Origin of the sequence: Polaribacter litorisediminis, assembly GCF_019968605.1 — a bacterium.
In the GTDB taxonomy this organism is placed as follows: Bacteria; Bacteroidota; Bacteroidia; order Flavobacteriales; family Flavobacteriaceae; genus Polaribacter; species Polaribacter litorisediminis.
Genome location: NZ_CP082966.1, coordinates 1,633,722 through 1,660,041, shown reverse-complemented (window position 1 = coordinate 1,660,041; position 26,320 = coordinate 1,633,722). Strand labels below are relative to the sequence as shown.

Sequence of the window (26,320 nt, the reverse complement as noted above, 5' to 3'; positions counted from 1 at the left end):
GTGTTTTTAATAATTTATTTTTATTTTTAAATTGAAGTTTCTACCTAATTCATCAGCAAAATAGCGAAGCCTATTTAAGTTTTCTCTGTAGGCAACATTAAATACGTTTTCTACATTAAATTCAACCTTTAAACTTCCTTTTTCAGAGGTTTTGAAAACAGCAGAAGTGTTTAGGTTAAATAGTGAATAACTAGGTGGTGTTCCGCTAATATCTACAAAAACATCTTCTTGTAGTATTGCGTTAAATGTGTAAAAATTGTAATCTGGAAATTGATTTTGTTGTAATACAGTTCTTTGTTTTAAACTAATTGATAATTGATTTAACCGATCATTTTTATACGTAATACGATTGTTAAAATTTGCAGAGGGCATGTGAATAAGGGGAATATTATCCGTCAAATTATTTCCTCGTAACAAACTTAAACTACCTTGATATTGAAAATTATTGGTGATTTTCTTGTTGATATCAAAATCCATTCCAAAAATTTGAGCATTTATTTGATTGTACTCCCAAACAGGAAAGGCACCTCGAATAGTGGTGGTAATACCCACAGGAATTAACTGCATAAAACCGCTTATTTGTTTAAAATACGGACTCATTACAAAACCAAAATTATCATTATTTCTCTCTAAAGAAATAATAAATTTATTGGCAGTTTCTTTGTCCATAGTCAACAAACCAGTTTCAATTCTGGCAGCAGAATGATGCAAGCCATCACTAAATAATTCTGACGGATTTGGTACTCTTGTAGCCAATCCATAATTAATTAGAAGTGCTACATCATTTTTAAACAATTTAGAATATCCTAAACTGGCTGAAATATTATGAAACGTAAAATTTGGTTTTGTTAAAATTCGTGTTCCATTAATGGTACCTGTCTCAAATTCAGGAAAAATTTCATCATAATTATAGGTTTCTTCCCAATCTTCAATATCGTACCGTTTTCTTGCCTCTATTTTAGAAAAATCATAACGAATACCTGCACTTAACTCACTAGTTTCATCTAAATTATAATTTACTACAGAATAGATAGCAGCATCGTATTTATCAAAATCAGGAATTAAAGGGCTCGTTCCGGTGCCGGCAATGGCATCATTTTGTTGATATCTTGCGAGAACACCGGTATTAATTTTAAGGTTCTCAAAATAATTTATTTCTAAATCAGTTTGAAATGAGTTTGTAAATAACCTCAAATCAATTACTGGAGTATCTTTTAAATCGCCTCTTCTTAAATCAAACTCTCTTCGCCTATTAATTTGCAAATCATATTGAATCGATAGTTTACCAAGATTTTTAAAACGTTTATAGGCTTCAATTTTACCCAAATGATGTACAATAGATTGGTTTGGAAAATTGATATCATAAGAAAAATCTTCAATAACTCTGGGTTCTTGACTATTTATAGCGTTCACCAAATCGTTCACGTTACCAATGTGCGAAGATTGCAAAATAGCAATTTCATTATTTACATAGCTATAATAAACATTAAAACCTTTTTCATAACTGTTGTAACCAAATCTTAAAGAAGTGTTTATGTTTTTTAAGCCACTATTCGTAAGATTATAATCTGGGGTATTAAAATCCCCAAATTGCTTGTAATTTGCTTGAATTTTAGCATACAAACCTGATTTGTAAGTTTTTACAATTTCAGAATTAATATTGCCACCTAAACCATTAGAATTAAAAGAGGTTATTGTGCTACCAAAAATACTATCTATAACCGTGTATTTTTTAGGTCTAATTAAAATTAAACCACCAATAGCATCACTCCCAAATTTTAATGTATTTGCCCCTTTTATGACATCAATTCTTTCACTGGAATTAATATCAATATTAGGCGCATGTTCATCTCCCCATTCTTGGTCAAACATTCTTACATTATTATTAATAATTAATAATCTGCTACTATGCAAACCATGAATCATGGGTTTTACAATAGTATTGCCGGTATTTAAAGAAGATACACCACTTAAATTGGTTAATGCATCGCCTAAAGATTTATCCGTAAAATTATCAATTGTTGCTTTTTTAATGGATTGCTCTATACTCGTTTTTTCAGATTTTGAAGTTGTTTTAACAATAACTTCTTTCAATTCATTTAAATGATGTTCTAAAAAAATATCTTTGTATAAATTCTCATTAAGGTTGATTATAACCCTTTTAGTTTCGCAAGAAATATGTTTAATTTCAACAATATACTTGCCTTTACATAAATTTTTAAACTCAAAATTACCATCTAAATCTGATGTGGTATATCTATTTAAGTTTTCTATATATAAAGATGCACCAATAATAGGAGTACTGTCATGGAAATCAGTTACTTTACCTGTAAAAGTAAATTTACAATCTTGCGAAATTATACGTGCTTTCGTTTGTGTATTACTCGCAAAAGCTACACAACAAAATAATGCACATAAAAAGAATTTTCGAGTCATTTTTATGCTTTAGTATTAATAATTAATAAGAATAATTAATGGTAAACTGGTGGACCTCGAAGCGGATAAGATAAAGGTTGATACTCTAATAAGAAATGATATTGAACATCAATAATAGCTGTTTTTGTAACTGGTAAAATTGATTTATAGGTATCTGGAAATAAATAACCTTGATTTAATTTAAAGAAATGAAAGTCGCAATTGACAACTTCTTCATGAAGATGATTTTCTATTTTAGAACTACATACAGGATGGATGTGATTTTCTAAAGCATGCATAATTTGCACGCCCGATGGTAGAAAAAATACAATCAGAAATAAAAGGACGATATGTTTTTTAAACGGTTTGATATTACTCTTTTTTCTTTCTTAATTTTAAATTCAACATTTCTACTCCTAATGAAAATGCGATCGCAAAGTACAAATATCCCTTAGGAATAACACCTACAGTTTTGTTAAAAAATTCGGTGTGTGATAAATGTGCGCCCTCTGTGATTAGCATAAAACCTATTAAAATTAAAAAGGATAAAGCTAACATTTGAATCGTTGGATTTCTATTGACAAATTTATTAATGGGTTGCGAGAAAAGCATCATCATAATAATGGAAAGAATCACTGCAATAACCATTATTATTAAGGCTCCATCAACACCATTTGTCATACCTACAGCTGTTAAAATACTATCAAAAGAAAAAACAATATCAATTAAAATTATCTGCACAATAACACTTTTAAAAGAAATAACTTTCGGTGTTTTTAAAATTTGCTCTTCATTGGTATGCTCAACTTTTTGGCGTATTTCATTGGTGCTTTTGTATAATAAAAAAATACCACCAAGAAATAAAATAATACTTTGGCCCGTAAATCCTGTTTTAAACCAACCAATATCTATCGTTAAAAAAGGATCTTTTAAGGCGATTAAATAAGAAACACTAAACAACAATAATATTCTTGTAATCATTGCCAAAGCTAACCCCGTTAAAGTAGCTTTTCTTACTTGATTTTCTGGTAGTTTATTTGCGGATATTGAAATGAAAATAACATTATCAATTCCTAATATAATTTCTAGAAAAGTAAGTGTTAGTAGAGCAATCCAAGTATCTGCTTGTAAAAATATTTCCATATTATTTTACTTTAAACATTGTTGCTTTTTTAGAGAATTTTGAAAAACCTATTTTCACTGTAAAATCATAAGAATTTTCTTTCAATTTATTAATTTGAACAAACATCGGATCTTTTTGTAAGTCGTTTTTAGGATTGATATACTTTAAGGTATAGAAAAAATTATTTTTCCATTTTATAGACAAAGTATCTATATGATCGCCATGTTTGCTAATTTGAATGCTGTCTTTTCGGATAATCGTTTCTTTTACAAAACCTTTTCCAGCAGGAATTTCGAAAACACCCAGTTTAAATCGGTCTGAATTATCTTCGAATTCTGATTTACAGGAATTAAGAGTAAAGAGAAGAATAAATAGACTCAAGAAAAGGACTATTCCTTTAGATTGTTTAAAAGTACACATCTCTCTATTCTTTTTTCTGTGTTCTATATTCATCATAATTTATATTCCTGTATAATTAGACGGAGTAATTGCTTTTAATTCTTCCTTTATTTCTGATGTAACTTCTAACGTATCAATAAAATTTGCAATTACTTTTTGATTGATTTTCTCATTTGTTCTCGTTAATCCTTTTAAAGCTTCATAAGGATTAGGATAGGCTTCACGTCTTAAAATTGTTTGAATTGCTTCTGCGACAACCGCCCAATTATTCTCTAAATCTTGCTCAAATTTTGGTTTGTTTAAAAGTAATTTATTCAAACCTTTTAAAGTAGCTGTAAAACCAATAATGGTATGGCCAATAGGTACACCAACATTACGTAAAACTGTGCTATCGGTTAAATCACGTTGCAATCTAGAGATGGGTAATTTTGCAGAAAGATGTTCAAAAATTGCATTTGCAATTCCTAGATTTCCTTCAGAATTTTCAAAATCAATCGGATTTACTTTATGTGGCATTGCTGAAGAACCGACTTCACCAGCTTTAATTTTTTGTTTAAAATAATCCATAGAAACATAGGTCCAAAAGTCTCTATCTAAATCTATGATAATGGTGTTCATACGTTTTAACGCATCAAACAAAGCAGCTAAATGATCGTAATGTTCTATTTGCGTAGTCGGAAAAGAATGTTTTAAACCTAATTTTTCTTGCACAAATTTAGATCCAAAAGCTTTCCAGTCAATATTTTTGTAAGCAACTTTATGGGCATTAAAATTACCGGTTGCACCACCAAATTTAGCGGCATTCGGTATGTTATTGAATAAATTGAATTGTTCTTGTAAACGAACTACAAAAACATCAATTTCTTTCCCTAATCTTGTTGGCGATGCTGGCTGACCGTGTGTTCTTGCCAACATAGAAATGTCTTTCCATTCAATTGCTAAGGATTGTAATTTTTGTATAACTTCATGTAAATGCGGTACAAAAATATCGTTAATTGCTTCTTTTATAGAAAGCGGAATGGCAGTATTGTTAATATCTTGAGAAGTTAATCCGAAGTGAATAAACTCTTTAAATTGTTGTAAACCTAACGCATCAAATTTTTCTTTGATAAAATACTCAACAGCTTTTACATCATGATTCGTTATGTGTTCGATATCCTTTATTTTTTGAGCATCTGTTGTTGAGAAATCTAAATAAATTTTACGCAGATCTACGAATAAATCAGCATTAAAATCCGCTAATTGAGGCAAAGGAATTTCACAAAGCGCAATAAAATATTCAATTTCTACCCGAACGCGGTATTTTATCAAAGCTTCTTCAGAAAAATAGTTAGAAAGTTTAGATATTTTATTTCTGTAACGCCCGTCAATAGGGGAGATGGCATTTAATTGAGTTAAATTCATTTTTTATGCTGTTGTTAACTGCAAAAATAAATATTTGAAAGTCTAATTTGGTATGAATTCCTGAAAAATTTTTATGACATATTTTTTAACGCTTAAACTTGTTTATTGCAGTATTATTATTTGATAGATTAATAGAATTATATTGATCGATATACTAATTAAACAAAACCAAACTATAAATTTAAATTTCATTAAATTTAAGACTGCCACTAATGCAGACATTGCTGTAATGATTGAAATAGCTAAAATTATATAAGAAATATTGATATAAAGTGATAATCCTGCAGTTAAAGAAGCGATACCTGTATTATACATAATGAGCAAAATAGGAACACCAATTTCATTGTGTTTATCAGCTTCAATTTTTCTATTAATAAAATCAACAAGATGAAAACTTGTTTTGTGCTTTATTTTTAAGGTCTTAATTTCCATATTAAAGAAGTTTAAGAAACAAAGCTAAACCGAAAAAAAAACGTTCTCAATGAGCTATATCATCTACCTAAAATAATTTGTTGTTTTTTTATCAATGTTAAAATATGGTTCCCAAGTGCTTTTGTTCCTTTACTTTCATGAATAATTTTTTCTGAAATTAAATTTTTTAAAGCCGAGTGTACCCAGTCTTTTTCTAAACCAAAATAATATAAGAAACTCATGGTATACGCTCTTACGGCAATTTTTTGTGGCGTAATTAGCCAATCAAAACCTGTTTCTATAATGGCATTTATATGTATACTTTTTAATTTATGTTGAACTTCATTTTTATTTTTATCATGATAAGCAATGGCTAAATGTTCGCAAATTTTAGCACAAGGTCTAATCGCACTGTCATATTTTAAGGTTGCTATTTTTATGGAAAATTCATCTAAATAAGGTAAAATCCACTCTAAATGATGGTTTGTGCAAATCCATTCTAAAACCCAAGCTGCTTTTATGGAAATTTTTTGTTCAACGGTAAAAGTAATCGTAACCAAATCTTTAAATAGAAGTTGGTTTTCTAAAACAAAATTGGCAACTCTTTGACGGTCTTCTTTTAAAGCACTCATTCTATCAAGTTGTTCTTTTAAATTATGAATACTCATTTTTAAATGATTTATGTATATTTACTCTAAAATTCTATTTAAATGATAAATATAAAACGGGTTTGTGTTGTTTTTATCTTTTTCACTTCTTTTTTTTTAAGTGAATCTGTTATTGCGCAAAAAATTAATCAATTTGATGCGAACAATAAAAGAACTGGCGTTTGGAAAAAATATTATCCAAATGACAGAATCCGATATCAAGGACAATTTAAAAATGGTAAAGAAGTTGGTGTTTTTAAATTTTATGACATTTCAGATTCTAAAAACCCAACAATTATTAAAACATTTTCAGCTAGCAGTAATAAAGTTGCCGTTTCATTTTATACTTTGGGTGGAATTCTGCAGAGTAAAGGTTTTTTGGTGGATAGAAAAAGAGTTGGAAAATGGACTTACTTTTTTGCTAATGGAAACGTTTTGTCTGAGGAAAATTATGTAGATGGAAAATTAGAAGGAAAACTTATTAATTATTATCCAGATGGAAAATCTACAGAAATATCGATATATAAAAATGGCTTAAAAGATGGCATCTCACAAAAATATTCGAGCGATGGAATTTTAATTGAAGAAGTCACTTTCAAAAATGGAATGCCCAATGGGCAGGCAAAATATTTTGAATTAAATGGGGATTTAAAAGAGACGGGAGTTTATGAAAACGGAAAAAGAGTAGGGAAGTGGGAGTATTATTTAGATGGAGAAATAACAAGCAAAGAGAATCTTGAAAAGGAAAAATACATAAAGAACGAGAAGTAGAATTTTCTTGGAAGGAAATTTTGTTACCGGTAAAGTTATAAGTTCATATTTAAATCTACAAATAATGATCAAGAATTGACACGAACTAGAATTCATCAATTTCTGCAATAAACACATCAATTCTTTCAATCCATAAATCATTTTCAAATCCGTAACTTTGCCAACTCAAAATTAAAAAATGAAAAGAGTAGTTGTGGGGCTTTCCGGAGGAGTAGATTCTAGTGTTACTGCCTATTTGTTAAAGGAACAAGGCTTTGAAGTTATTGGTCTTTTTATGAAAAATTGGCATGACGATTCAGTAACTATTTCCAATGAGTGTCCTTGGTTAGAGGATAGTAACGACGCCATGATTGTTGCTGAAAAGTTGGAAATTCCTTTTCAAGTAGTAGATTTAAGCCAACAATACAAAGAACGTATTGTAGATTATATGTTTGATGAGTATAGCAAAGGAAGAACACCAAATCCTGATGTACTTTGTAACCGAGAAATAAAGTTTGATGTATTTATGGACATCGCTTTAAAGTTAGGTGCAGATTATGTAGCCACTGGTCATTATTGCAGAAAAGGAGAAGAAATTATCGATGGTAAATCTGTTTATAAATTGTTAGCAGGCAAAGACACGAATAAAGATCAATCTTATTTTTTATGCCAGTTATCTCAAAAACAATTAACAAAAGCATTATTTCCTATTGGCGAATTAACAAAGCCAGAAGTAAGAGCGATTGCGAAAGCCGCTGATTTAATTACAGCCGAAAAGAAAGATTCTCAAGGCTTATGTTTTATCGGTAAAGTTCGTTTACCTGAATTTTTACAACAAAAATTGCAACCTAAAGAAGGTGTTATTGTAAATATTCCTTCAGACTTTGAGCAATTCACAAAAGCAACGCCAACGTTTAAAAACAAAGAAGCAGAACTTCATTATTTTGCAACAAAGTTCTCTTATTTACAAAATGATGGAAAAATAGTTGGGAAACACCAAGGAGCGCATTTTTTTACCAAAGGACAGCGGAAAGGATTAAATGTTGGTGGCACAAAAGAGGCGTTATATGTCATAGAAACCGATGTTCTAAAAAATATAATCTATACGGGCGAAGGAAAAAACCATAGAGGATTGTACAGAAATGTACTTTTTGTCTCTAATGAAGAACTTCATTGGATCCGTGAAGATTTAGCTTTAAAACCAGGAGAAATTCTGCAAGTTGAAGCAAGAATTCGATATAGACAGACTTTAGAAAAAGCAATTTTATACAAGGTAGCAACGGGGTTGTATGTAGAATTTGAGAATCAACAATCTGCAATTCAAGAAGGTCAATTTGTTGCTTGGTATAAAAATGAAGAGCTTTTAGGTTCTGGAGTAATCTCTTAAATCAAAATTGTATAAAGAGGAAAATTTTATGCTTATTTAAGCTGATAGATTTAAAGAACTATTATTTTTGAAAAGCTTCATTTTAATTCATGAGGCTTTTTTTATGCATTTTAAATTGGTATTTTTATAGTTCAACATAACATCATGAAAAAAATACGCTTCATTCTTATATTTATATGCACCTTTTCGTTGTTTTCTCAACAGCAAGAAGATGCATGGTTGTTCTTAAAGGACAAACCAAATTCGGCAAATTTTTTAGCAGACCCAACTTTGATGCTTTCTCAAAGAGCTTTAGATAGAAGAACAAAACAAAATATAACGTTAGACGAAAAAGATGTTCCAATTCACCAAATATATTTAAAAGAAATAGAAAATACTGCAGGAATAACTGTTCTTGGTACATCGAAATGGCTCAATGCAATTCACGTACAAGCAACGAAGGCGCTCCTTGAAGATACATTCTCTACTTTACCATTTATAGAAAAAGTAGAATATGCGAATAAGGATTTAAATTCGGGGGCAAAATTAAGCAGTAAAAAGACAAAAGAAAATCATCAAAATAAATTTTTAAAGGGCAACACCGATTTTATTTATGGAGATACAGAAAATCAGGTGAAAATGTTAAATGCAGATTTTTTACATCAGGCTGGTTTTACAGGTGATGAAATGCAAATTGCTATTATTGATGCTGGTTTTCCGAATGTAAATACATTGGGAGCTTTTCAGAAAATAAGAGATAACAATCAAATTTTAGGAGGATATAATTTTGCGGATAGAAATTCGAATTATTATACCAGACATAGCCATGGAACTCATGTTTTATCAACAATTGCTGGGAGTCTAGAAAACGAGTTTGTTGGCACTGCACCCAATGCTAAATTTTATTTATTCATTTCTGAAATTGCAGAAACAGAAACGGTTTTAGAAGAAACACTTTGGGTTGAAGCTGCAGAAAGAGCAGATAGTTTAGGCGTTGATATAATAAATACATCTTTAGGATATACAACTTTTGACAATCCTAATCACAACCATTCTTATGCAGATATGGATGGGAAAACGACCTTTATTTCAAGAGGAGCAGAGATAGGAGCTTCTCGTGGAATGATTTTGGTAAATGCTGCGGGGAATAGTGGTAATGATGCCTGGAAATATATTGGAGCTCCGGCAGATGCAGCATCTGTATTTTCTGTTGGAGCAGTAGACGCCTCAAGAAATATTGCTTCTTTCAGTTCTTTTGGTCCAACAGCAGACGATAGAATAAAACCAGATGTTTTGGCACAAGGTCAAGGTACAGCTATTATTAATTTTTCTTCTGGAAATTCTACTACTTCTAACGGAACTTCTTTTTCATCTCCAGTAATGGCAGGAGTAATAGCTTGTTTTTGGCAAGCTTTTCCTAACAAGAATAACTTTGAAATCATGGAGGTGATTAGAGCCGTTTCAGATCGATTTTCAAATCCTACAGACCAAGAAGGATATGGAATTCCTAATTTTCAAGCAGCTTACAAGACTGTTTTGTCAGTACCTAATTTTGAGGAAATAAGTATTAACATCTATCCTAATCCTGCAAAACAATTTTTTACGATTTTAAGTAATGGGGATCATTTTAAGGAATACAATGTTCACATTTATACTATTTTAGGAAATAAAATTTTGGAAAATCGGGAATTAATTTCAGATAAAATTAATGTTTCTAATTTAGAGAAAGGAATTTATTTATTAAAAATTCAAAAAGGGAATCAGGAAAAAACGATAAAATTCATCAAACAATAATGACAAATAAAATCACAGAATTATTCGGTATACAATATCCTATTATACAAGGAGGAATGATTTGGGTTTCTGGATGGAGGCTCGCTTCGGCAGTTTCTAATTCAGGCGGTTTAGGTTTAATTGGCGCTGGCTCTATGTATCCTGATATATTACGGGAGCATATTCAGAAATGTAAAAAAGCAACGGACAAACCTTTTGGAGTGAATGTGCCGATGTTATATCCTGATATTGAAAAAATCATGGAGATTATTATAGAAGAAGGTGTTCAGATTGTTTTTACATCCGCTGGAAATCCGAAAACGTGGACTGCTTTTTTAAAAGAAAAAGGAATTACGGTTGTCCATGTAGTTAGTTCGGTGAAATTTGCTTTAAAAGCAGAAGCTGCTGGAGTAGATGCTGTTGTGTGCGAAGGCTTTGAAGCTGGCGGCCATAACGGAAGAGAAGAAACCACAACGTTTACATTGATACCTATGGTAAAAGAACAAGTGAAAATTCCTGTAATTGCTGCTGGCGGTATTGGTTCTGGTCGGGGAATGCTCGCAGCAATGGTTTTAGGTGCAGATGGTGTGCAAATAGGAAGTAGATTTGCAGCTACAGAAGAATCTTCTGCGCATCGAAATTTTAAGCAAACCATTGTTGCTGTGAAAGATGGTGATACTCAATTAACTTTAAAAGAATTGGCACCAGTCCGTTTGATAAAGAATAAGTTTTATGAAGAAATACAAGAATTATATCAAAATAACCCATCCAAAGAAAAATTAAAAGAATTATTAGGGAGAGCAAGAGCCAAAAAAGGGATGTTTGAGGGCGATTTAGAACAAGGAGAGTTAGAAATTGGTCAGATTGCTGGTTTAATTCATCAAATAAAACCAGTAAAGGAGGTTTTAAAAGGAATTTTAGAAGAATTTAATCTCGCTAAAGCCAATATTGGTGGGCTTTAATAAAAATTTAAATTAATTTTTTTAATTTTATGTAAATAAATTTATTTATCGTTATATTTGTACCTAATATAAACGTTGTTAGTAATTAGCTTAACAACACAATAATTTTTATAATGAATAAAGGTACCGTAAAATTTTTCAATGAATCTAAAGGATTTGGATTTATCACTGAAGAAGGATCAAACAAAGAACATTTTGTACATGTGTCAGGATTAATTGATGAAATTCGTGAAAACGATGAAGTTGAATTCGACTTACAAGATGGAAGAAAAGGATTAAACGCAGTAAACGTAAGAGTATTATAATATATATCTATTACTAGTTAATTTTTTATCTAAAAGCCTATCAAATTTGATAGGCTTTTTTATGCTTTTTTGTTTCGATTAAGTAAAAGTCAAATTTCTGAAATAAAACATATCTTTTGGCTATTTCACCAGTTATTGTGCCTATCTTTGCCATTCAAAATGTTGTCAATAATTAAATTGATAACAACATAATTTTTTATAATGAATAAAGGTACCGTAAAATTTTTCAATGAATCTAAAGGATTTGGATTTATCACTGAAGAAGGATCAAACAAAGAACATTTTGTGCATGTGTCAGGATTAATTGACGAAATTCGTGAAAACGATGAAGTTGAATTTGACTTACAAGATGGAAAAAAAGGATTAAACGCAGTAAACGTTAGAGTATTATAATATATATCTATTACTAGTAGTTAAATTTTTATTTAAAAGCCTATCAATTTTTGATAGGCTTTTTTTATTCGAAAAGAATTCCTCGATGTTGTGTGTCGGGGTTTCCGTTGAAATTGTCATTCCCGTGAAAACGGGAATCTAAATAATAGAATTTAGGTTTTTGACCTTTTTAGGTCAAAGCTTGAGCTCAACTCGATTGAGTATGAAACGAGCGAAACCTAACGGAAGGCAGTTACCTGTATGACTCTGCCTTGAGGATAGTTCGTTTCAATAAATTCTTTATTTTCCTTAAAAAATTACTTTTTTGCTTGTTGCACCAATTCTAATTTTTCAACAGATGTTTTGGTTGTGAAAAATCCGTAATTGATGGTCACACTTTTTCTATCAATCTTATCAATGGTTCCTACAGAATTAGAATCTTTGATGCGCACTTTATCATTCACTTTATAAATGTATAAAGATTTTTCTTTAGCAACTTTTGCCGCTTCTATTTTTTTCTCTTTTCTAACTTCGATAACTTTTTCTAAAACCTCTTTTTCAACTTTTTGAATTACGGCTTCTATTTGTTTTTCAACAATTTTTGCTTTTTGTTTTTGTGATTTTGTTTTTGGGGCATCTGGGTTCTTTTTTAGATGTTTTACTTTTTCATCGCTAACCCATTTATTAAAATTACTGTTTAGCTCTTTCTTGTTATTGGTTTGAAAGTATTTATTCAATAATTCATTTGTTTTTCTTCCTAGAGAAAGCATTTTTTGATTCTTATCATATAACTCTTGAAAGCCAGATAATTTATCTTGAATACGTTGCTCTTTTTCTTGCAAATTATCTAAATGTTCTTGACCTTGAACTTGCTGTTTTTCTAAATTATCAGATCTTTTTTGGAGCGTATTTCTTTCTTTTTGAAGCTTGGAAATAGTTTTGTCTAATCGAACTTTTTCAGTTTCTACACGCTTTTTTGCTTTGTTGATAATGCTGTAAGGAATTCCGTTTTTTTGTGCCACTTCAAAGGTAAAAGAACTACCAGCCTGACCAACAAATAAGCGATACAGCGGCTCTAAAGTACGTTCATCAAATTGCATATTTGCATTGGTTACATTCTCTAATTCGTTTGCGAGTACTTTTAAATTAGAGTAGTGGGTAGTAATAATTCCGAAAGCCTTCTTATAATAAAATTCTTCCAAGAATATTTCTGCCAAAGCGCCCCCTAACTCCGGATCTGAACCTGTACCAAACTCATCAATTAAGAACAAAGTATTTTCATTACAAGTCCGTAAAAAATAACGCATATTTTTTAAGCGATAACTATAAGTACTTAATTGATTTTCAATAGATTGATTATCTCCAATATCCGTTAGAATAGTGTCAAAAATATAGGTTTCACTGCGTTCATCAACAGGAATTAAAATACCACTTTGTAACATGATTTGTAGTAAACCAATTGTTTTTAGCGTGATACTTTTTCCACCTGCATTGGGACCAGAAATTACAATAATTTGTTGTTTTTCATTCAGTTCAATACTTTGAGCAACTGTATGTATTTTCTGAGTAAAATTTTTTCGCCATAAAATAGGGTGATAGGCATTCTTAAAAAATATTCTTTTTTCTCTGGATATTTTTGGCAAAACAGCATTTATTTCTTTCGCATATTTTGCTTTTGCTCCAATGGTATCCATATGAATTAAAAATTCAATATAGTCTTCTAATAAAGGAACTAAAGGACGTATTGTTGTAGCTAAATCTCTTAATATTTTTACAACTTCTTGCTTTTCTTCATAGATTAAATTTTGATATTCTCTACTGTAAGCAAGGGTTGCTTGAGGCGCAATGTATACGATATTTCCAGATTTTGAAGAACCTAACAAGCTACCAGAAATTTTTCTTCTATGCATAGCTGAAACCGCCAAAACTCGCTGATTATCTACCACAGTTTCTTTAATATCGTCTAAATATCCAGCAGAGATAGCTTTTGATAATGCACTTGAAAAACTAGCACCAATTTTACCCCGAATATTATTAATATCTCGTCTAATTTGTTTTAAAGCCGATGAGGCATTATTTTTTACTTCGCCAGAAATATCAATGATTTTCTTAATTTCATCATCTACATACGTGATGAACTCAATTTTTTGAGAGAGCGCAAAGAACGTTGGGAACTGAACCTGTAACTTTTTAAAAAATTTAATAAGTTCATTAACCGTTAGTGAAGTTGTAGCAATTTTTAAGAAAGCATCTGTTTCTATAAAACTATTTTCAATAGCTAAACGCTTTACGCTATTTATAATATTATCAAAACCATGATTAGGAATTCTGTTTTCACTTTGAAAAGAAGACAGATATTCATTGACTAAATCAAGTTCCTTAAAGAGCTCTTTTTTGTTTTGAATGGGTTTAATTTCAAAAACCTTTTCTTTCCCTAAACCAGAAATACAGAATTCTGACATATGCTGTAAAACCGTTGAAAACTCTAAATCTTGTAATGTTTTTTCTGATATGTTTTTGTTCAAAATACTATCTTTGGAATTCTTACAAAAATAAGAAACTATGCAAGTAAAAATAGCTGATAGTTGGAAAAATATTTTGCAATTAGAATTTGAGAAACCTTATTTTGGAGAACTCACTAGTTTTGTGAAATTAGAGTATCAAAATAATTCATGTTACCCTAAAGAATCTAATATTTTTGCTGCATTTGACTTTTGTTCCTTAGAAGATTTAAAAGTAGTTATTATTGGTCAAGATCCATATCATGGGGAAAACCAAGCAAATGGATTGTGCTTTTCAGTAAAAGATGGCATCACGCATCCGCCTTCTTTAAAAAATATTTTTAAAGAAATTTCTACGGATTTAGGGAAGGAATATCCACAAAGTGGAAATCTTGAAAAATGGGCGAAACAAGGTGTTTTATTGTTGAATGCTACTTTAACCGTAAGGGCACACGAAGCTGGTAGTCATCAAAAACAAGGATGGGAAACTTTAACAGACTCGGTGATCAAACAAATTTCTGATGAAAAGGAAAATTTGGTTTTTCTTCTTTGGGGCGGATTTGCAAAGAAAAAATTAAAACTAATTGATACAAATAAACATCATATTTTAGTATCCGGACATCCATCGCCTTTAAGTGCTAATAGAGGGTATTGGTTTGGAAATGAGCATTTTTCGAAAACTAATTTATTTTTAAAATCTAAAAATAAAAATGAAATTGATTGGTAGTTTTTATGCCTATAAATTGTGTAATGCGTTACCGAGACTAAAATAAAAAAGTCATCATAACAGAATATTTAGATTTCTTACTGGCCCAGTTTCATTACATATACTTTCATTTTTGGATACATTCATAAAAAAACATAAAAAGTACTCTGGACAGGTTACTAGAAAAGACTATTTTTCAAATAGAGAACATTTATGTGATATATCGACAATACTTATATACAGCCTTAGCCACAAGCGAAAAAAAAGCCAGCCGTGCGTTCAAGTACTTTTAAAACTCTGCCCTCTCCAAGAATAATATTCAACATAAATCAAATAACTGTCCCAAATAATTGCTAAATTTGGGACATAAATAAGTGAGGAATGACTAAATCAGTTCAAACTAAAATTGAAAACGAAATAAAATCAATGAAAAGAGGGAGTATTCTATTCCCATCTAACTTTGATGATATAGGAAATGTTGAAGTTGTGAAAAAATCATTATTAAGACTTGAAAACAAAAAGTTCTTAGTAAGACTAGCTCATGGAATATATTTATACCCAAAACAAGACAAACTTTTAGGAGTTTTATATCCTACGATAGAAGAAATAGCCCTTGCAATTGCAGAACGAGATAAAGCACGAATTATTCCAACAGGAACAACAGCCCTTAATAAATTAGGATTATCAACTCAAATTCCAATGAATATTGTTTTCTTAACTGACGGAGCTCCAAGAAGTATAGTAGTTGGTAAAAGAACAATAAAACTCAAGCGAACATCTCCAAAAAACTTAGCAGTAAAAGGAGAAATGACAAGTTTAATTATTCAAGCGCTTAAGGAAATTGGAAAAGACAATGTAACAACAAAGCAATTAGAAAGAATTAAAATACATCTTGAAAAAACAAAACCAGAAATTGTAGAACATGATGCTAAACTAGCTCCTGTTTGGATATCAAAAATCCTGAAGAATAATTAAATATGAAAACGTTTATAAAACTTAGTGAAAAAGATAAACTGAACATATTCAATCAAGTCAGTGAAAAAACTGGGCTTCCATCTTCTGCAGTTGAAAAAGATTGGTGGGTAACTTTATCATTGAATATTATATTTTCATTGCCGTATTCAAAATATATTGTTTTTAAAGGAGGAACATCTTTGAGTAAAGCATGGAATTTAATTGAACGTTTTTCAGAAGATATTGACTTAGTAATTGACAGAAAACATTTAGGCTTTGAAGGTGAATTAAGTAAAACTCAAGTAAAAAAATTACGTAAAGCATCTTGTTCTTTTATTGGTAATGATTTTATAAAGACATCAATGAGGTTTTAATTAAACTAGGTGTTCAAGATTATGAATTAGTTGTCCAAGAAACAAAAGAGACAGACAATGATCTATTAATTATTGAATTACGATATAAATCTTTAACAGAAACATCCGATTATTTAAGACCAAGAGTATTGATAGAAGTTGGCGCACGTTCCTTAATGGAGCCTATAGAAAACAAAGCCATTATTTCTATGGTTTCTGAGGAATTTAGAGAACTTCCCTTTGCAGAAACAGAAATAACAATACCTGTTGTTTCTCCTAAACGAACCTTTTTGGAGAAGATATTCCTATTGCATGAGGAATTTCAAAAAGACACTCAGTTTATAAGAGTAGAAAGAATGAGTCGTCATCTGTATGATTTAGAAAAACTAATGGATACAATTCATGGCACAGAAGCTTTGAAAGCTATTGAATTATACAATACAATTGTAGCACACAGAAAGAATTTCAATGCAATAAGAGGAATTGACTACGCAAACCATAACCCTCAATTAATTAACATTCTACCACCAGAGGAAACAATTAAAGATTGGGAGAAAGATTATAAAACCATGCAAGAAAGTATGTTTTATGGTAATACTCTATCATTTAGCAAAATGATGGAACGCATAGCCGAATTAAACGCCAGAATTAAAACAATGTAATGATGGAAGAAAAACAAATTAGGCAGGAATTAGAAAGAACCTTAGCCAACGATTCTAGCAATTACAGTAAAATTTTAGAATTATCTACTAAACTAGCAAGTTTTGATACGGATAATCTTCTTTGGATTGTGCATAGTTTTCCATTTCATTCCAACTATCTGCACCACAAATCACTGAAATTATTCCAATAACAAGGATGCTTTCTAAATCGTAAAGCTGCTTGTGTGAGCGTCTAAAATCGGGTATTTGACCAAATATGGTCTTAAGTTTGTTTGTTGTTTTCAAGATATATAAATTACTGATTATCAATGTAGTATACAATTTTAAAGCAACAAAAACAATAAATAAATCATTGATTTACAATAATTTAAATGGAAAATATAAATACAATTATTATGGTTTTTAATGCGTTTGCACTGAAGTATGGAGTTATTTATTATTTTTTCTATACTAATTTCATTAATTATTTTGGCAATGTTTTATATCAATACATTGAAATTAAGTAAGAAATATTTGGAGGAAATAAAGCATAAATATGTTTAATTCGAAAGATAAAGTGAATTTTAAGACAAAAAGCCAACACCCTATAAAATTATTTTTTTGCTTTTTGTTTACTTACTAAAATCCTCGTGAATTTTCTTTGTTAGTTTTTATTTATTAAGTTTAGTGCTTCAACGCAGCAATTAATCCTTTGTTAGAACCTTAGGCACAAAAAAGAAAATGAGAAACTTAATAAATACAATATACTTTTTATACTTAGTTCAACTTGGATTTTCGCAAGAAGTGAAAATGATTACGGATTGGAATAAAGCAAAAGAATTAGCACAAAAGGAAAATAAACAGATTCTAATAATTTTAACAGGAAGTGAATGGTGTGCTCCTTGTAAAAAAATGGACAAGAACGTAATTGAAAATTCGGAATTTAAAGAGTATGCTGAACAAAATCTAATAATATTCTTAATTGACTTGCCCAATGTAATTGATATAAATAGTAAAGTGAATAAAGATTATAAAAGATTTGAAAAAAAATAGGAAACGAAAGCTTTACCTTCTTTAATCTTAGCAGACAAAAACGGAATTAAAATTAAAACACTGAAAGGTAGAATGTTTAAACTTGAAAATGTTTTAAAACAATTGAAATCTTTATAAAATACTTGTGCTATCCGAATATAAAAAATTGCTAGTTTTAGCTTAACCAATGAGAGTTGTTTTGTTTGTTAGCTTCTGATTTTTCTTCGGAAAATCCTCGCACTCAAACACGCAACTTTCGATAGACATAAACATTGCCAGTAGTTCCAAAACAACACAAAACTGAAATAAGACTGTTTGAAAATACTGTCTTTTTTTATTGCCTAAATAATGAAATTTATAACCTTAATTTTAAATCTAGACGTTACGCAAAGATATTAAGCACTTAAATTTTATGAGAAAGCGTTATTATTTGTTACCTTTGAGAACCACATTTTTTTTTAAATAGATAATTATTAAAAATTATATAATAGCTATTTTTAAGTAAAATTACAGTGAATTTTATTTCCTCCTAGATTGCATAGTCAAGCGATATACCATTAACCTAGAAAATTCACTTCAAACAAACAAAATTCTTTTGTAAAAAGTTAAAAGGTTGATTAACGATGATACCTTAACGCTAAATTTTTTAAAAAGAAGCTTAAAATAAAATACCTTAAATGACAGCACAAGTTATAGTTTATGAAATAGAAAGCGCAGCAGCAAAAAATGCAGAAAAACTTTTTAGTCATAACGATAAATACTTCTATTGGAATGAAGAAAAATTTAAAAATCTCACTTTAGATGATTATGTTTTTATTGTAAATAAAGAGAGTAGGTGGGTTTTATTTACAAAATCGAATACCCAAGAGATAGCATCTAATATTCAACAAGGAGATACACTTTTTAAAGATAATATTGATGGTAAGTGGAACTCAATTACCCGATTTGAAATTTTAAAAATACTAACAATACCAGATAATTGGGAATGGAATTCTATCAAAAATAATGAAGCAAAATGCATACATGACAATAGTACAAGTATCGTTGATAAAAAAAATATCCTCATAAACATCAACCAACTCAAAACATTAAGTAATAAAGAAAGCATTATCAAAATTCTTGATACCTGTAAATCAAATATTGAAAAGAAAATATCCGAAGCTGAATCAAGCAATCTAACTGCTACTACTTCTTTAAATATAAAATCTCATTTAGACCATATAGAAACTTACATAGAACAAAAGGGATTCTATTTTAATAAAGGTGAAATCATCAATTTTTATCTATCCTTAAAAACCAAACCATTTGTAATTTTAGCAGGTATCTCGGGTACTGGTAAAACACAGCTTCCAAGACTATTTGCAGAAGCAATTGGCATGAGTAAAGATCAAGTAATTCAAATTCCTGTAAGACCCGATTGGACGGATGCTTCAGATTTAATTGGTTACACTTCTTTACAAGGAAACTTTATTTCTAAACCACTTACAGAAGCCATTATAAAGGCAAAAGAAGATATTAATAAGCCCCATTTTTTTATTCTTGATGAAATGAATTTGGCAAGAGTAGAACATTATTTTGCAGATTTTTTAAGTATTGTAGAAACCCGTTTTAGAACAAAAACCAATGAAGTTAAAACCGATTTTTTACTATTAAAAAATCAATTAAAAGATGCCAACAACGCTTTTTTATATGATGACATCTATTGGCCAGAAAATCTATACTTAATAGGTACTGTAAACATGGATGAGACTACCTATCCTTTTTCAAGAAAAGTGCTTGATAGAGCCAATTCTATTGAAATGAATACAGTAGAATTAGACTGGATTCGTAAACAAAAACAAAAAGTTGACAAGCTTACAAATTTTACAAATGCCAATTTAAAAAGTGAATATATAGCAAGTATAGAACTCACAAAAACAGACAAATTACAAGTTGAAGAAGCGCTTGAAATGTTAAAAAAAATGAATAAAATACTGGAAATTGCTAACCTGCATTTTGCGTACAGAGTTAGAGATGAGATTATTTTTTATGTACTTTATGCAAAAAAAGAGCAATTGCTTAAACAAGAAGAAGCTATTGACTTTCAAATTATGCAAAAAATTTTACCAAGGGTACATGGCAGTTCTACCCGTACTCAAAAAGTAATTATTGGCTTATTAAACCTGCTCGCCAATGAAGAAGTAGCCACCTCATATCCAGATTTAGAATACTTAGAAAAAAATAAAAAATCAATTCTAAAAAAATCAAACTATCCAAAATCTACAGAAAAATTAATATTTATGTTAGAACGCTTTGATGAAAATCGATTTACCTCTTTTTGGGTATGATAAAAAATCAAACAAAAAAATATCGTTATGCTATTAAAAATCATGGAACCTTTGATGTTACCACATCAGAAAATAAAAAATTAGAGGATTCTAAAATAGTAACAGAAAACTTTAAGCTTAGCATTTTAGGACAAAAACAGTCTGTAGAAAATTCAGAAAAAATTTATTTATACGATTGGCAAGTTGCTAGTTGCATGGCTATTTTAAATCCTATAAAACATCCAAAAGAATATTCTCTCTGGCTTGATAACGAACTTGTAGCGTATTCTAAAAGATTGAGCAAAAAGTTACATTCTATAAGAACTCTTGAAATAGAATTATCGTTTGACGGGGCTATAGGGAAGCATGAAATTAAAATTTTATCGCCTAATGGCAAAGAAGTTTTACAACTATCTTTTGAGGTTTTTCCTAAACAAATAGATTATAAGACAGACTATAAATTGCTACAAAAGGATTGTTCTAGAATAGTTTATAAACTAATTTATAACCTGTTAACAAACCTTTATAATAAAATAAAACAAAAACCTAATGGCAATACTTCTCATACGAAGTGGTGGTTTATTTTAGATGCTTTATTTGAAGATTTGATAAAAAGTTTTGAAATAATTCAACGAAATCCTAAACACAATATTATCACCGAAGAAGAAGTAAAACAAATAGATAAAGTAAGAAAATCTTCGTCAAGAAATAAAACATGGCTCAATAAAAACACACAGTATATCTCAAATAATAAAGAGGATGGTATTGAATTAATTTCTGGTCAATATTTTTCTCATGCTTTAACATTACAAAAAAAGGTAAGCTACGATAATTATGAAAACAGATTTGTAAAATATATGGGTCATCAAATAATTATAAGATTGACTGATTTAAAAAAAGATTTACATAAAAACAGCATCTCTAACAATGAAAAAGTAATTCAAAAAATTACCACTTACACGGGTAGATTGCATGCTGTTTTAAATAATATACCATTTACCAAAGTTGGTGATTTTGAAAAAGAAACTTACTTTTCATCAACCTTAACCCAAGCAGCTGGATACAAAGATTTTTTACAAATTTATTGCTTATTAGAAAATGATTTTGAAACTTCAAAGGATGATTTTTTTACAGTAAACTATAATAAGATTGATGATTTATATGCCTATTGGTGTTTTTTTAAAATTATTGACATCATCAAAGAATCTTCAAATTTTAAGATAAAAAACCAAAATGTAATAGGCTTGCATAATGGAAAAATCAAAGTTAATGTGTGTCTTAATGATTTTACTACTATAAAATTAACAAGCAAAGAGCATAAAGAAATCTCTTTACATTATAAGAAAGAAAAATCTTTGACTACTATAGCGCTTGTAACGAAAAAAGAGAACCTTCTTTCGTTTCATTTTTATCCTAATTATCAAATTATAGACAGTAGCAAATACGCTGAAAACTCTAAATATACAGACAATCCTTTATTGGTTTTTAAGGAGTTCATAAAACAAGATGAAATTAAAAATGCAAGAAAACAAAACAACCAAAGAAATTTAAAATCGATAATTTTATATCCCTCAAATCTAAAAGATACTAATTTTAATCAATTAAAAAAAGAAAATAATGGTTTTAAAGACCTACCATTATTGCCAACAAAATCGGGATTATTAGAAAATTATATAGGAAATATGCTTGTTGATAAAACAGCTAAAAACAAGGTGCAAAGATTTGTTGGAATGCACTATCAACAATATTTAGGTGAAAGAGAAACTTTTGATAAAAGTGTACTCATTGGGCGTTTGAAAAAAAATGAATTTCAAAAGCGTTTGGACTATGTAGAGAAGAAAAACAGGTATTATTTTCCTTTTATAAAAGACAGGAATAGTCGCATTTATAATGTTTCTTATTTGTTATTGACCATGCCTGAAAGTTCTAAAGCCCTATTAAAAAAAGTAAAAAGTTGGGAAATACTCAACAAAAAAGAGCTTAAAGATACGGGTGTAAGTTGGAAATTAAATTTAGAGCACTACCTTATTTTTAATTTAGAAAATGAAACAGAAAAAATAGATACTAAAATTGAAATTCCGCTTTTTAATTTTAGATATACTAGTTTAAGAGGCTTATGTTTTTTTAAAAATCAACAAGTTAATAATGCTTTGTATGTTACAAATGAAACTTCCTATTTACTTTATAAAATTTTAATTAAAAGGGATATAGAATTTACAATTTCGTGGTCTAAAGACGAACAAGATTTTACTTGTGTTGAATTTAAACTACCAAATAATGTAAAGTTAACGTGTTCCAATCGTTATCCTCATCAACATTTTATGGAAGAAAACGAGTTAAAACCTTTATCTTCTCTAATTAGTGAATTTCACTAACTTTTATTACGTAAACACTTCGATTTAAGTTTGTTAAAATTGATAACAAAATAGTAATGAATTGATGAAACGTTGAAATATTTCTTTTTCGACCAAAAAAATACTGTTTACTAAAAAAATGAATGCAGACATTTCTATTAATTTAGGGGAAACCCTACAGTTTTAATTTATTTCTAAAATAGATACTGATCGGATTAATTATATTACTTAGCAAAAGGCTGAAGGAAATTTTTAGGAATCAACTAAAAAATGGATAATGCCAATGAGAAATAGGAGAATTATTTTATGCCATTTTTCAGCTATATTCGAAAACAGGATTTAATTATGAAAAATCTAAACCTGAAATTTTTTACTTGGTATTGAAACTGTTTGCGTTCCAAATCTATCAGCACCATCTAAAGTTGATTCTTTTTTTGTTAGGATTTTACACGAACAACATCGCTTTTTTATCAGCGTTTGCATTCCCTCCGCTGAATTATCATCCAAACAGAAACTAACTTTTTCTGCTGTCGTCAAATAAGTAGTTTTATTTTGAGCACTTGATAAGTTTCCTCTGCTTCATAAAGCTAAAGTATAATCAGTACTAAAATTTGGTGCAGAACCCCAATAGCATTATTTAACACATATGATATGGCTGCATTAAATTCTGTATTTTTATCTTTTGTTTTAGTCTTTATTATAAACAATTAGAGCAGGGGAGAGATAAAGGTTTTGCGCTGTTAATCCTTTATTTAAAAGAAAAAAGATGTGCTATGAAAAAAGTGACTTTGTGCGTTAGATGAAGCAAGGCACTTATATTTGCCGCTTTTTTTTATTTATTGATTGTTTCTCTAATACATCTAATATATCTTGTTTTTTGAATAATATTCTATTTCCCATACGTATGGGATTTATTATGCCATGTTTAGACCAAGAACTAACTGTTACAAGACTTATTCTTAAATAAGTTGCTACTTCTTGCCTCGTCAGCAATTCTTCATTTTTGGTTTTTGCTATTTTTTTTTAAATAATCTTCAATTTTTAGCAACAACTTATCAGCAACTTTATCTGCTAATTCATCAATTGAAACTTCTGTAATTTGTATTGTTTTTGTAATCATAATTATGAGTTTTTATTATTGTTAACAAAATGAAACTAACAAATAATTTAGATAAATGGATTTGAGCGTGGAGTTTATCAATTTTTTAAAAATGTTAGCCTAATAGGGATTGAATGACATAATACTAGAAAAAAACTATAGAAAAAAAGAAATTCTTAAAATCATTTAAAACATTGACTTTGAATTTTTTAAAAAAAACTTATGATGCAAGATGCAATAGGACAGATCGCAGGAATTATGAATACTTTTCCTGATATTAAAGAAATTAAAATAACAAGGAAAAACATAAAAAGTCCTTGGGATAGTTTACTAGAAAAGACTAATTTTAAAACGTAAAACATAAATGCGATATATCAATACTGCGCATAGCCAAAAGGTTGTGCTTCATTACCAGAAACCGCTAAACAATGATAAAATTCTTTAGAAAAATTAGACAAAACTTGCTTATGGAAAACCTGCCTACCGGACAGGCAGGCAAAACTGGAAAGCCTGCCTTTGCCGCAGGCAGGTATTTTAAATATGTAATTGGTGAGATTGTTCTTGTGATGATTGGAATTTTATTGGCACTTCAGGTTAATAATTGGAATGAGGAAAGAAAGAACACTCGTATAAGAAAATCGTATTTAAAAAATTTAAAGGTTGACCTAAAAAAAGATTTAGAAAATTTAGAGAGACTTAATACGATTAATACATCAGCCGAAACAGAAGGATTTTACCTTGCTGATTTTTTGGATAATAATTTGATGGAGGTAGATACTTCTAGACTTATGAAGTCAATCATTTTTACTGGATTTATTCCAAATTTAACTGTAATATCTGCAACATATAATGATTTAATAAACAGTAATAACATTCAATTATTTAATGATGTTGAGTTAAAAAGACTACTAGATGATTATTATATTCGTAATAATTGGGCTGAACTTTTTAAAAACCGAATCCTTAAAACCGCTTGGTATGACTATCGGGATGAAATGTCAAAATTCCATAGCCCACTATTAAATCGAGATTATTTTGCAGGGAACAATTCTATAGAATTAAATTATTCATGGAAATATAATGTAGAATGGAATGAAATGAAGAATAATAAATATTTAAAAACACAAATAGGATTGATTGGTGCCTATAGATTACTGATAAGAAATGACTTGGTACGCTATACCCAAAAGGCGAAAACAATTTTAAAATATTTGGAAAAATAAAAACAACGAAAGTACAATAACTAAGCATATGGTGTGCCGACCTGCGCCGTGTTTCGGTATAGGCTCCTATATGCCTTGTTGACTAATCCATTGGGAAGGATAAGGGGAGGAACCAATGTTTTTGTGTGACTCTTAATAATTCGCAATCTTACAAATTCGTTCTGCTTTGAGTATTCTTTAATTAGAAAACAACTTTTTAAACGATTGGGAGTATTTAAAACTCGCAAATAGCTGTTTTTTGTACTTTTCGGAATTTTTAAAGTCAACGGAAAAATCAAATTGATTTCACTACATTTACAAAGATCGACAAAGATTTAAAAAAAAATGTGACAATTATAACTATATACGATATAACAGCAATGAGGTTATATAATTGTTGGGCTTAATCGAAAATGAACAATAAACAGAACATATATTATGGAGTAAAACAAAAAAACATCACTACTGAAAACTTTAATGTTTCAATAACTCATCATAATAAGGACGAAATAATTCCTAATCATAGTCACAACAAACCATATTTATGTTTGCTGTTATCAGGAAATTATACGGAAAAAAGTAATAGCAAAAGTATTGTAAATTCAGGAACTTTACTTTATCGAAGAGCCGAGTATGAACATTCAAATGTGTTCAACACAAATAGTAATAGTTGCCTCAATTTAGAATTAAGAAACTCAGATTTATTTACCTCAATAAACAACATCCAACTTCCTACAAATGAATTTGAAAAACAAATATCCATTAGCATCTCTAAACTTCTTGTTTCAATAAATCAAAATGAGGATAAAGATATTATTGATTTAAAATGCTATGAAACCATTACAGATTATTTTGAGTGCAATAAAGTGAAAGGTAAATTGAAATGGATTAATAATGTTATAGATTATATTAACGACAATCCAACAGAAAATATATCATTACATAAATTTGCACGAGAATTTCAATTGCACCCCAATTATATTATCAGAAAATTTAAAGAGAAAACAGGTTACAAATTGTCTGAATATCTTGAAAAAATCAGATTTGAGCATACTATTCAAGAAATAGTTAACTCTGAAGATAAATTAAGGAATATTGCTTTAGATAATGGTTATTTTGACCAAAGTCATTTCAATAAAATCTTCAAAAAGCAATTATCAATAACGCCTAGTCAATTTAAAAAAATACTGAAAGGTTAGTCTCATACAATTCTATCTTATTTAAACTAAATACTTTTGTCTTATG

General features: G+C 29.4%; 26 protein-coding genes and 1 pseudogene. 16 read left to right on the top strand and 11 right to left on the bottom strand.

Going from position 1 to position 26,320, the window contains the following annotated elements; genetic code table 11:
* Positions 1-6: 6 nt before the first annotated feature.
* The 7 genes from K8354_RS07135 to K8354_RS07105 all read right to left on the bottom strand — a co-directional run bounded on the left by K8354_RS07135 (position 7) and on the right by K8354_RS07105 (position 6,420).
* Positions 7-2,436: a TonB-dependent receptor gene (locus K8354_RS07135; RefSeq protein ID WP_223446724.1), complete on the bottom strand. Its 2,430-nt coding sequence runs from the start codon at positions 2,434-2,436 to the stop codon at positions 7-9.
* A gap of 35 nt (positions 2,437-2,471) precedes the next feature.
* Positions 2,472-2,714: a hypothetical protein gene (locus tag K8354_RS07130; protein WP_223446722.1), complete on the bottom strand. Its 243-nt coding sequence runs from the start codon at positions 2,712-2,714 to the stop codon at positions 2,472-2,474.
* A 73-nt stretch (positions 2,715-2,787) separates the two neighbouring features.
* On the bottom strand, positions 2,788-3,558 hold the full coding sequence (locus tag K8354_RS07125) for a TerC family protein (RefSeq protein WP_223446720.1): 771 nt from the start codon (positions 3,556-3,558) through the stop codon (positions 2,788-2,790).
* Position 3,559: 1 nt separating this feature from the next.
* Complete coding sequence (locus tag K8354_RS07120; protein ID WP_223446718.1) at positions 3,560-3,994, bottom strand: hypothetical protein; 435 nt, start codon at positions 3,992-3,994, stop codon at positions 3,560-3,562.
* Positions 3,995-3,997: 3 nt separating this feature from the next.
* Positions 3,998-5,341: an adenylosuccinate lyase gene (gene purB, locus K8354_RS07115; protein ID WP_223446716.1), complete on the bottom strand. Its 1,344-nt coding sequence runs from the start codon at positions 5,339-5,341 to the stop codon at positions 3,998-4,000.
* Positions 5,342-5,443: 102 nt separating this feature from the next.
* Positions 5,444-5,773, bottom strand: a complete 330-nt coding sequence (locus tag K8354_RS07110; protein WP_223446714.1) for a hypothetical protein — start codon at positions 5,771-5,773, stop codon at positions 5,444-5,446.
* Positions 5,774-5,832: 59 nt separating this feature from the next.
* Entirely contained in the window at positions 5,833-6,420 is a 588-nt protein-coding gene (locus tag K8354_RS07105; RefSeq protein WP_223446712.1) for an adenylosuccinate lyase, read from the bottom strand.
* Between the two features lie 42 nt (positions 6,421-6,462).
* Between K8354_RS07105 and K8354_RS07100 the strand changes: the two genes are divergently transcribed.
* From K8354_RS07100 to K8354_RS07075, 6 genes are all read left to right on the top strand, one after another.
* On the top strand, positions 6,463-7,170 hold the full coding sequence (locus K8354_RS07100) for a toxin-antitoxin system YwqK family antitoxin (protein ID WP_223446710.1): 708 nt from the start codon (positions 6,463-6,465) through the stop codon (positions 7,168-7,170).
* A 178-nt stretch (positions 7,171-7,348) separates the two neighbouring features.
* Positions 7,349-8,536, top strand: coding sequence for a tRNA 2-thiouridine(34) synthase MnmA (gene mnmA / locus K8354_RS07095; protein WP_223446708.1), 1,188 nt, complete (start codon positions 7,349-7,351; stop codon positions 8,534-8,536).
* A gap of 144 nt (positions 8,537-8,680) precedes the next feature.
* Positions 8,681-10,309, top strand: a complete 1,629-nt coding sequence (locus K8354_RS07090) for a S8 family serine peptidase (RefSeq protein WP_223446706.1) — start codon at positions 8,681-8,683, stop codon at positions 10,307-10,309.
* Entirely contained in the window at positions 10,309-11,250 is a 942-nt protein-coding gene (locus K8354_RS07085; RefSeq protein ID WP_223446704.1) for an NAD(P)H-dependent flavin oxidoreductase, read from the top strand. The genes K8354_RS07090 and K8354_RS07085 overlap by 1 nt, the downstream gene beginning before the upstream one ends.
* Before the next feature lie 113 nt (positions 11,251-11,363).
* Positions 11,364-11,555, top strand: a complete 192-nt coding sequence (locus K8354_RS07080; RefSeq protein ID WP_026778088.1) for a cold-shock protein — start codon at positions 11,364-11,366, stop codon at positions 11,553-11,555.
* A 201-nt stretch (positions 11,556-11,756) separates the two neighbouring features.
* The gene (locus tag K8354_RS07075) at positions 11,757-11,948 is read left to right on the top strand and encodes a cold-shock protein (RefSeq protein ID WP_018943662.1); all 192 of its coding nucleotides are present in this window, start codon (positions 11,757-11,759) and stop codon (positions 11,946-11,948) included.
* A 296-nt stretch (positions 11,949-12,244) separates the two neighbouring features.
* Here K8354_RS07075 and K8354_RS07070 read toward each other — a convergent pair whose 3' ends face one another.
* A complete protein-coding gene (locus K8354_RS07070; protein ID WP_223446702.1) occupies positions 12,245-14,452 on the bottom strand; it encodes an endonuclease MutS2 in 2,208 nt (735 codons plus the stop codon).
* Between the two features lie 37 nt (positions 14,453-14,489).
* Here K8354_RS07070 and K8354_RS07065 point away from each other — a divergent pair, with 37 nt between their 5' ends.
* From K8354_RS07065 to K8354_RS18600, 4 genes are all read left to right on the top strand, one after another.
* Complete coding sequence (locus K8354_RS07065; protein ID WP_223446700.1) at positions 14,490-15,155, top strand: uracil-DNA glycosylase; 666 nt, start codon at positions 14,490-14,492, stop codon at positions 15,153-15,155.
* 360 nt (positions 15,156-15,515) lie between these two features.
* The gene (locus K8354_RS07060; RefSeq protein ID WP_223446699.1) at positions 15,516-16,109 is read left to right on the top strand and encodes a DUF6088 family protein; all 594 of its coding nucleotides are present in this window, start codon (positions 15,516-15,518) and stop codon (positions 16,107-16,109) included.
* 2 nt (positions 16,110-16,111) lie between these two features.
* Entirely contained in the window at positions 16,112-16,462 is a 351-nt protein-coding gene (locus K8354_RS18605; protein WP_254713045.1) for a nucleotidyl transferase AbiEii/AbiGii toxin family protein, read from the top strand.
* Positions 16,447-17,103, top strand: a complete 657-nt coding sequence (locus K8354_RS18600) for a nucleotidyl transferase AbiEii/AbiGii toxin family protein (protein WP_367890428.1) — start codon at positions 16,447-16,449, stop codon at positions 17,101-17,103. The genes K8354_RS18605 and K8354_RS18600 overlap by 16 nt, the downstream gene beginning before the upstream one ends.
* 111 nt (positions 17,104-17,214) lie before the next feature.
* Here K8354_RS18600 and K8354_RS07050 read toward each other — a convergent pair.
* Positions 17,215-17,388, bottom strand: a pseudogene (locus K8354_RS07050) (transposase family protein); the annotation flags it as partial.
* 435 nt (positions 17,389-17,823) lie between these two features.
* Between K8354_RS07050 and K8354_RS07045 the strand changes: the two are divergent.
* The 3 genes from K8354_RS07045 to K8354_RS07035 all read left to right on the top strand — a co-directional run bounded on the left by K8354_RS07045 (position 17,824) and on the right by K8354_RS07035 (position 22,795).
* Complete coding sequence (locus K8354_RS07045) at positions 17,824-18,135, top strand: thioredoxin family protein (protein WP_223446698.1); 312 nt, start codon at positions 17,824-17,826, stop codon at positions 18,133-18,135.
* Positions 18,136-18,791: 656 nt separating this feature from the next.
* Entirely contained in the window at positions 18,792-20,441 is a 1,650-nt protein-coding gene (locus K8354_RS07040; RefSeq protein ID WP_223446696.1) for an McrB family protein, read from the top strand.
* On the top strand, positions 20,438-22,795 hold the full coding sequence (locus K8354_RS07035) for a DUF2357 domain-containing protein (RefSeq protein WP_223446694.1): 2,358 nt from the start codon (positions 20,438-20,440) through the stop codon (positions 22,793-22,795). The genes K8354_RS07040 and K8354_RS07035 overlap by 4 nt, the downstream gene beginning before the upstream one ends.
* A gap of 792 nt (positions 22,796-23,587) precedes the next feature.
* Here K8354_RS07035 and K8354_RS18805 read toward each other — a convergent pair.
* Both K8354_RS18805 and K8354_RS18670 read right to left on the bottom strand, forming a co-directional pair.
* Complete coding sequence (locus tag K8354_RS18805) at positions 23,588-23,767, bottom strand: helix-turn-helix domain-containing protein (protein ID WP_223446690.1); 180 nt, start codon at positions 23,765-23,767, stop codon at positions 23,588-23,590.
* A 4-nt stretch (positions 23,768-23,771) separates the two neighbouring features.
* Entirely contained in the window at positions 23,772-23,894 is a 123-nt protein-coding gene (locus K8354_RS18670; RefSeq protein ID WP_302850526.1) for a hypothetical protein, read from the bottom strand.
* 201 nt (positions 23,895-24,095) lie between these two features.
* On the opposite strand from K8354_RS18670, the gene K8354_RS18665 reads away from it, so the two are divergent.
* From K8354_RS18665 to K8354_RS07015, 3 genes are all read left to right on the top strand, one after another.
* The gene (locus tag K8354_RS18665) at positions 24,096-24,230 is read left to right on the top strand and encodes a hypothetical protein (protein ID WP_302850525.1); all 135 of its coding nucleotides are present in this window, start codon (positions 24,096-24,098) and stop codon (positions 24,228-24,230) included.
* 71 nt (positions 24,231-24,301) lie between these two features.
* The gene (locus K8354_RS07020) at positions 24,302-25,096 is read left to right on the top strand and encodes a DUF6090 family protein (protein ID WP_223446688.1); all 795 of its coding nucleotides are present in this window, start codon (positions 24,302-24,304) and stop codon (positions 25,094-25,096) included.
* Between the two features lie 392 nt (positions 25,097-25,488).
* On the top strand, positions 25,489-26,274 hold the full coding sequence (locus tag K8354_RS07015) for a helix-turn-helix domain-containing protein (protein ID WP_223446686.1): 786 nt from the start codon (positions 25,489-25,491) through the stop codon (positions 26,272-26,274).
* Positions 26,275-26,320 lie beyond the last annotated feature (46 nt).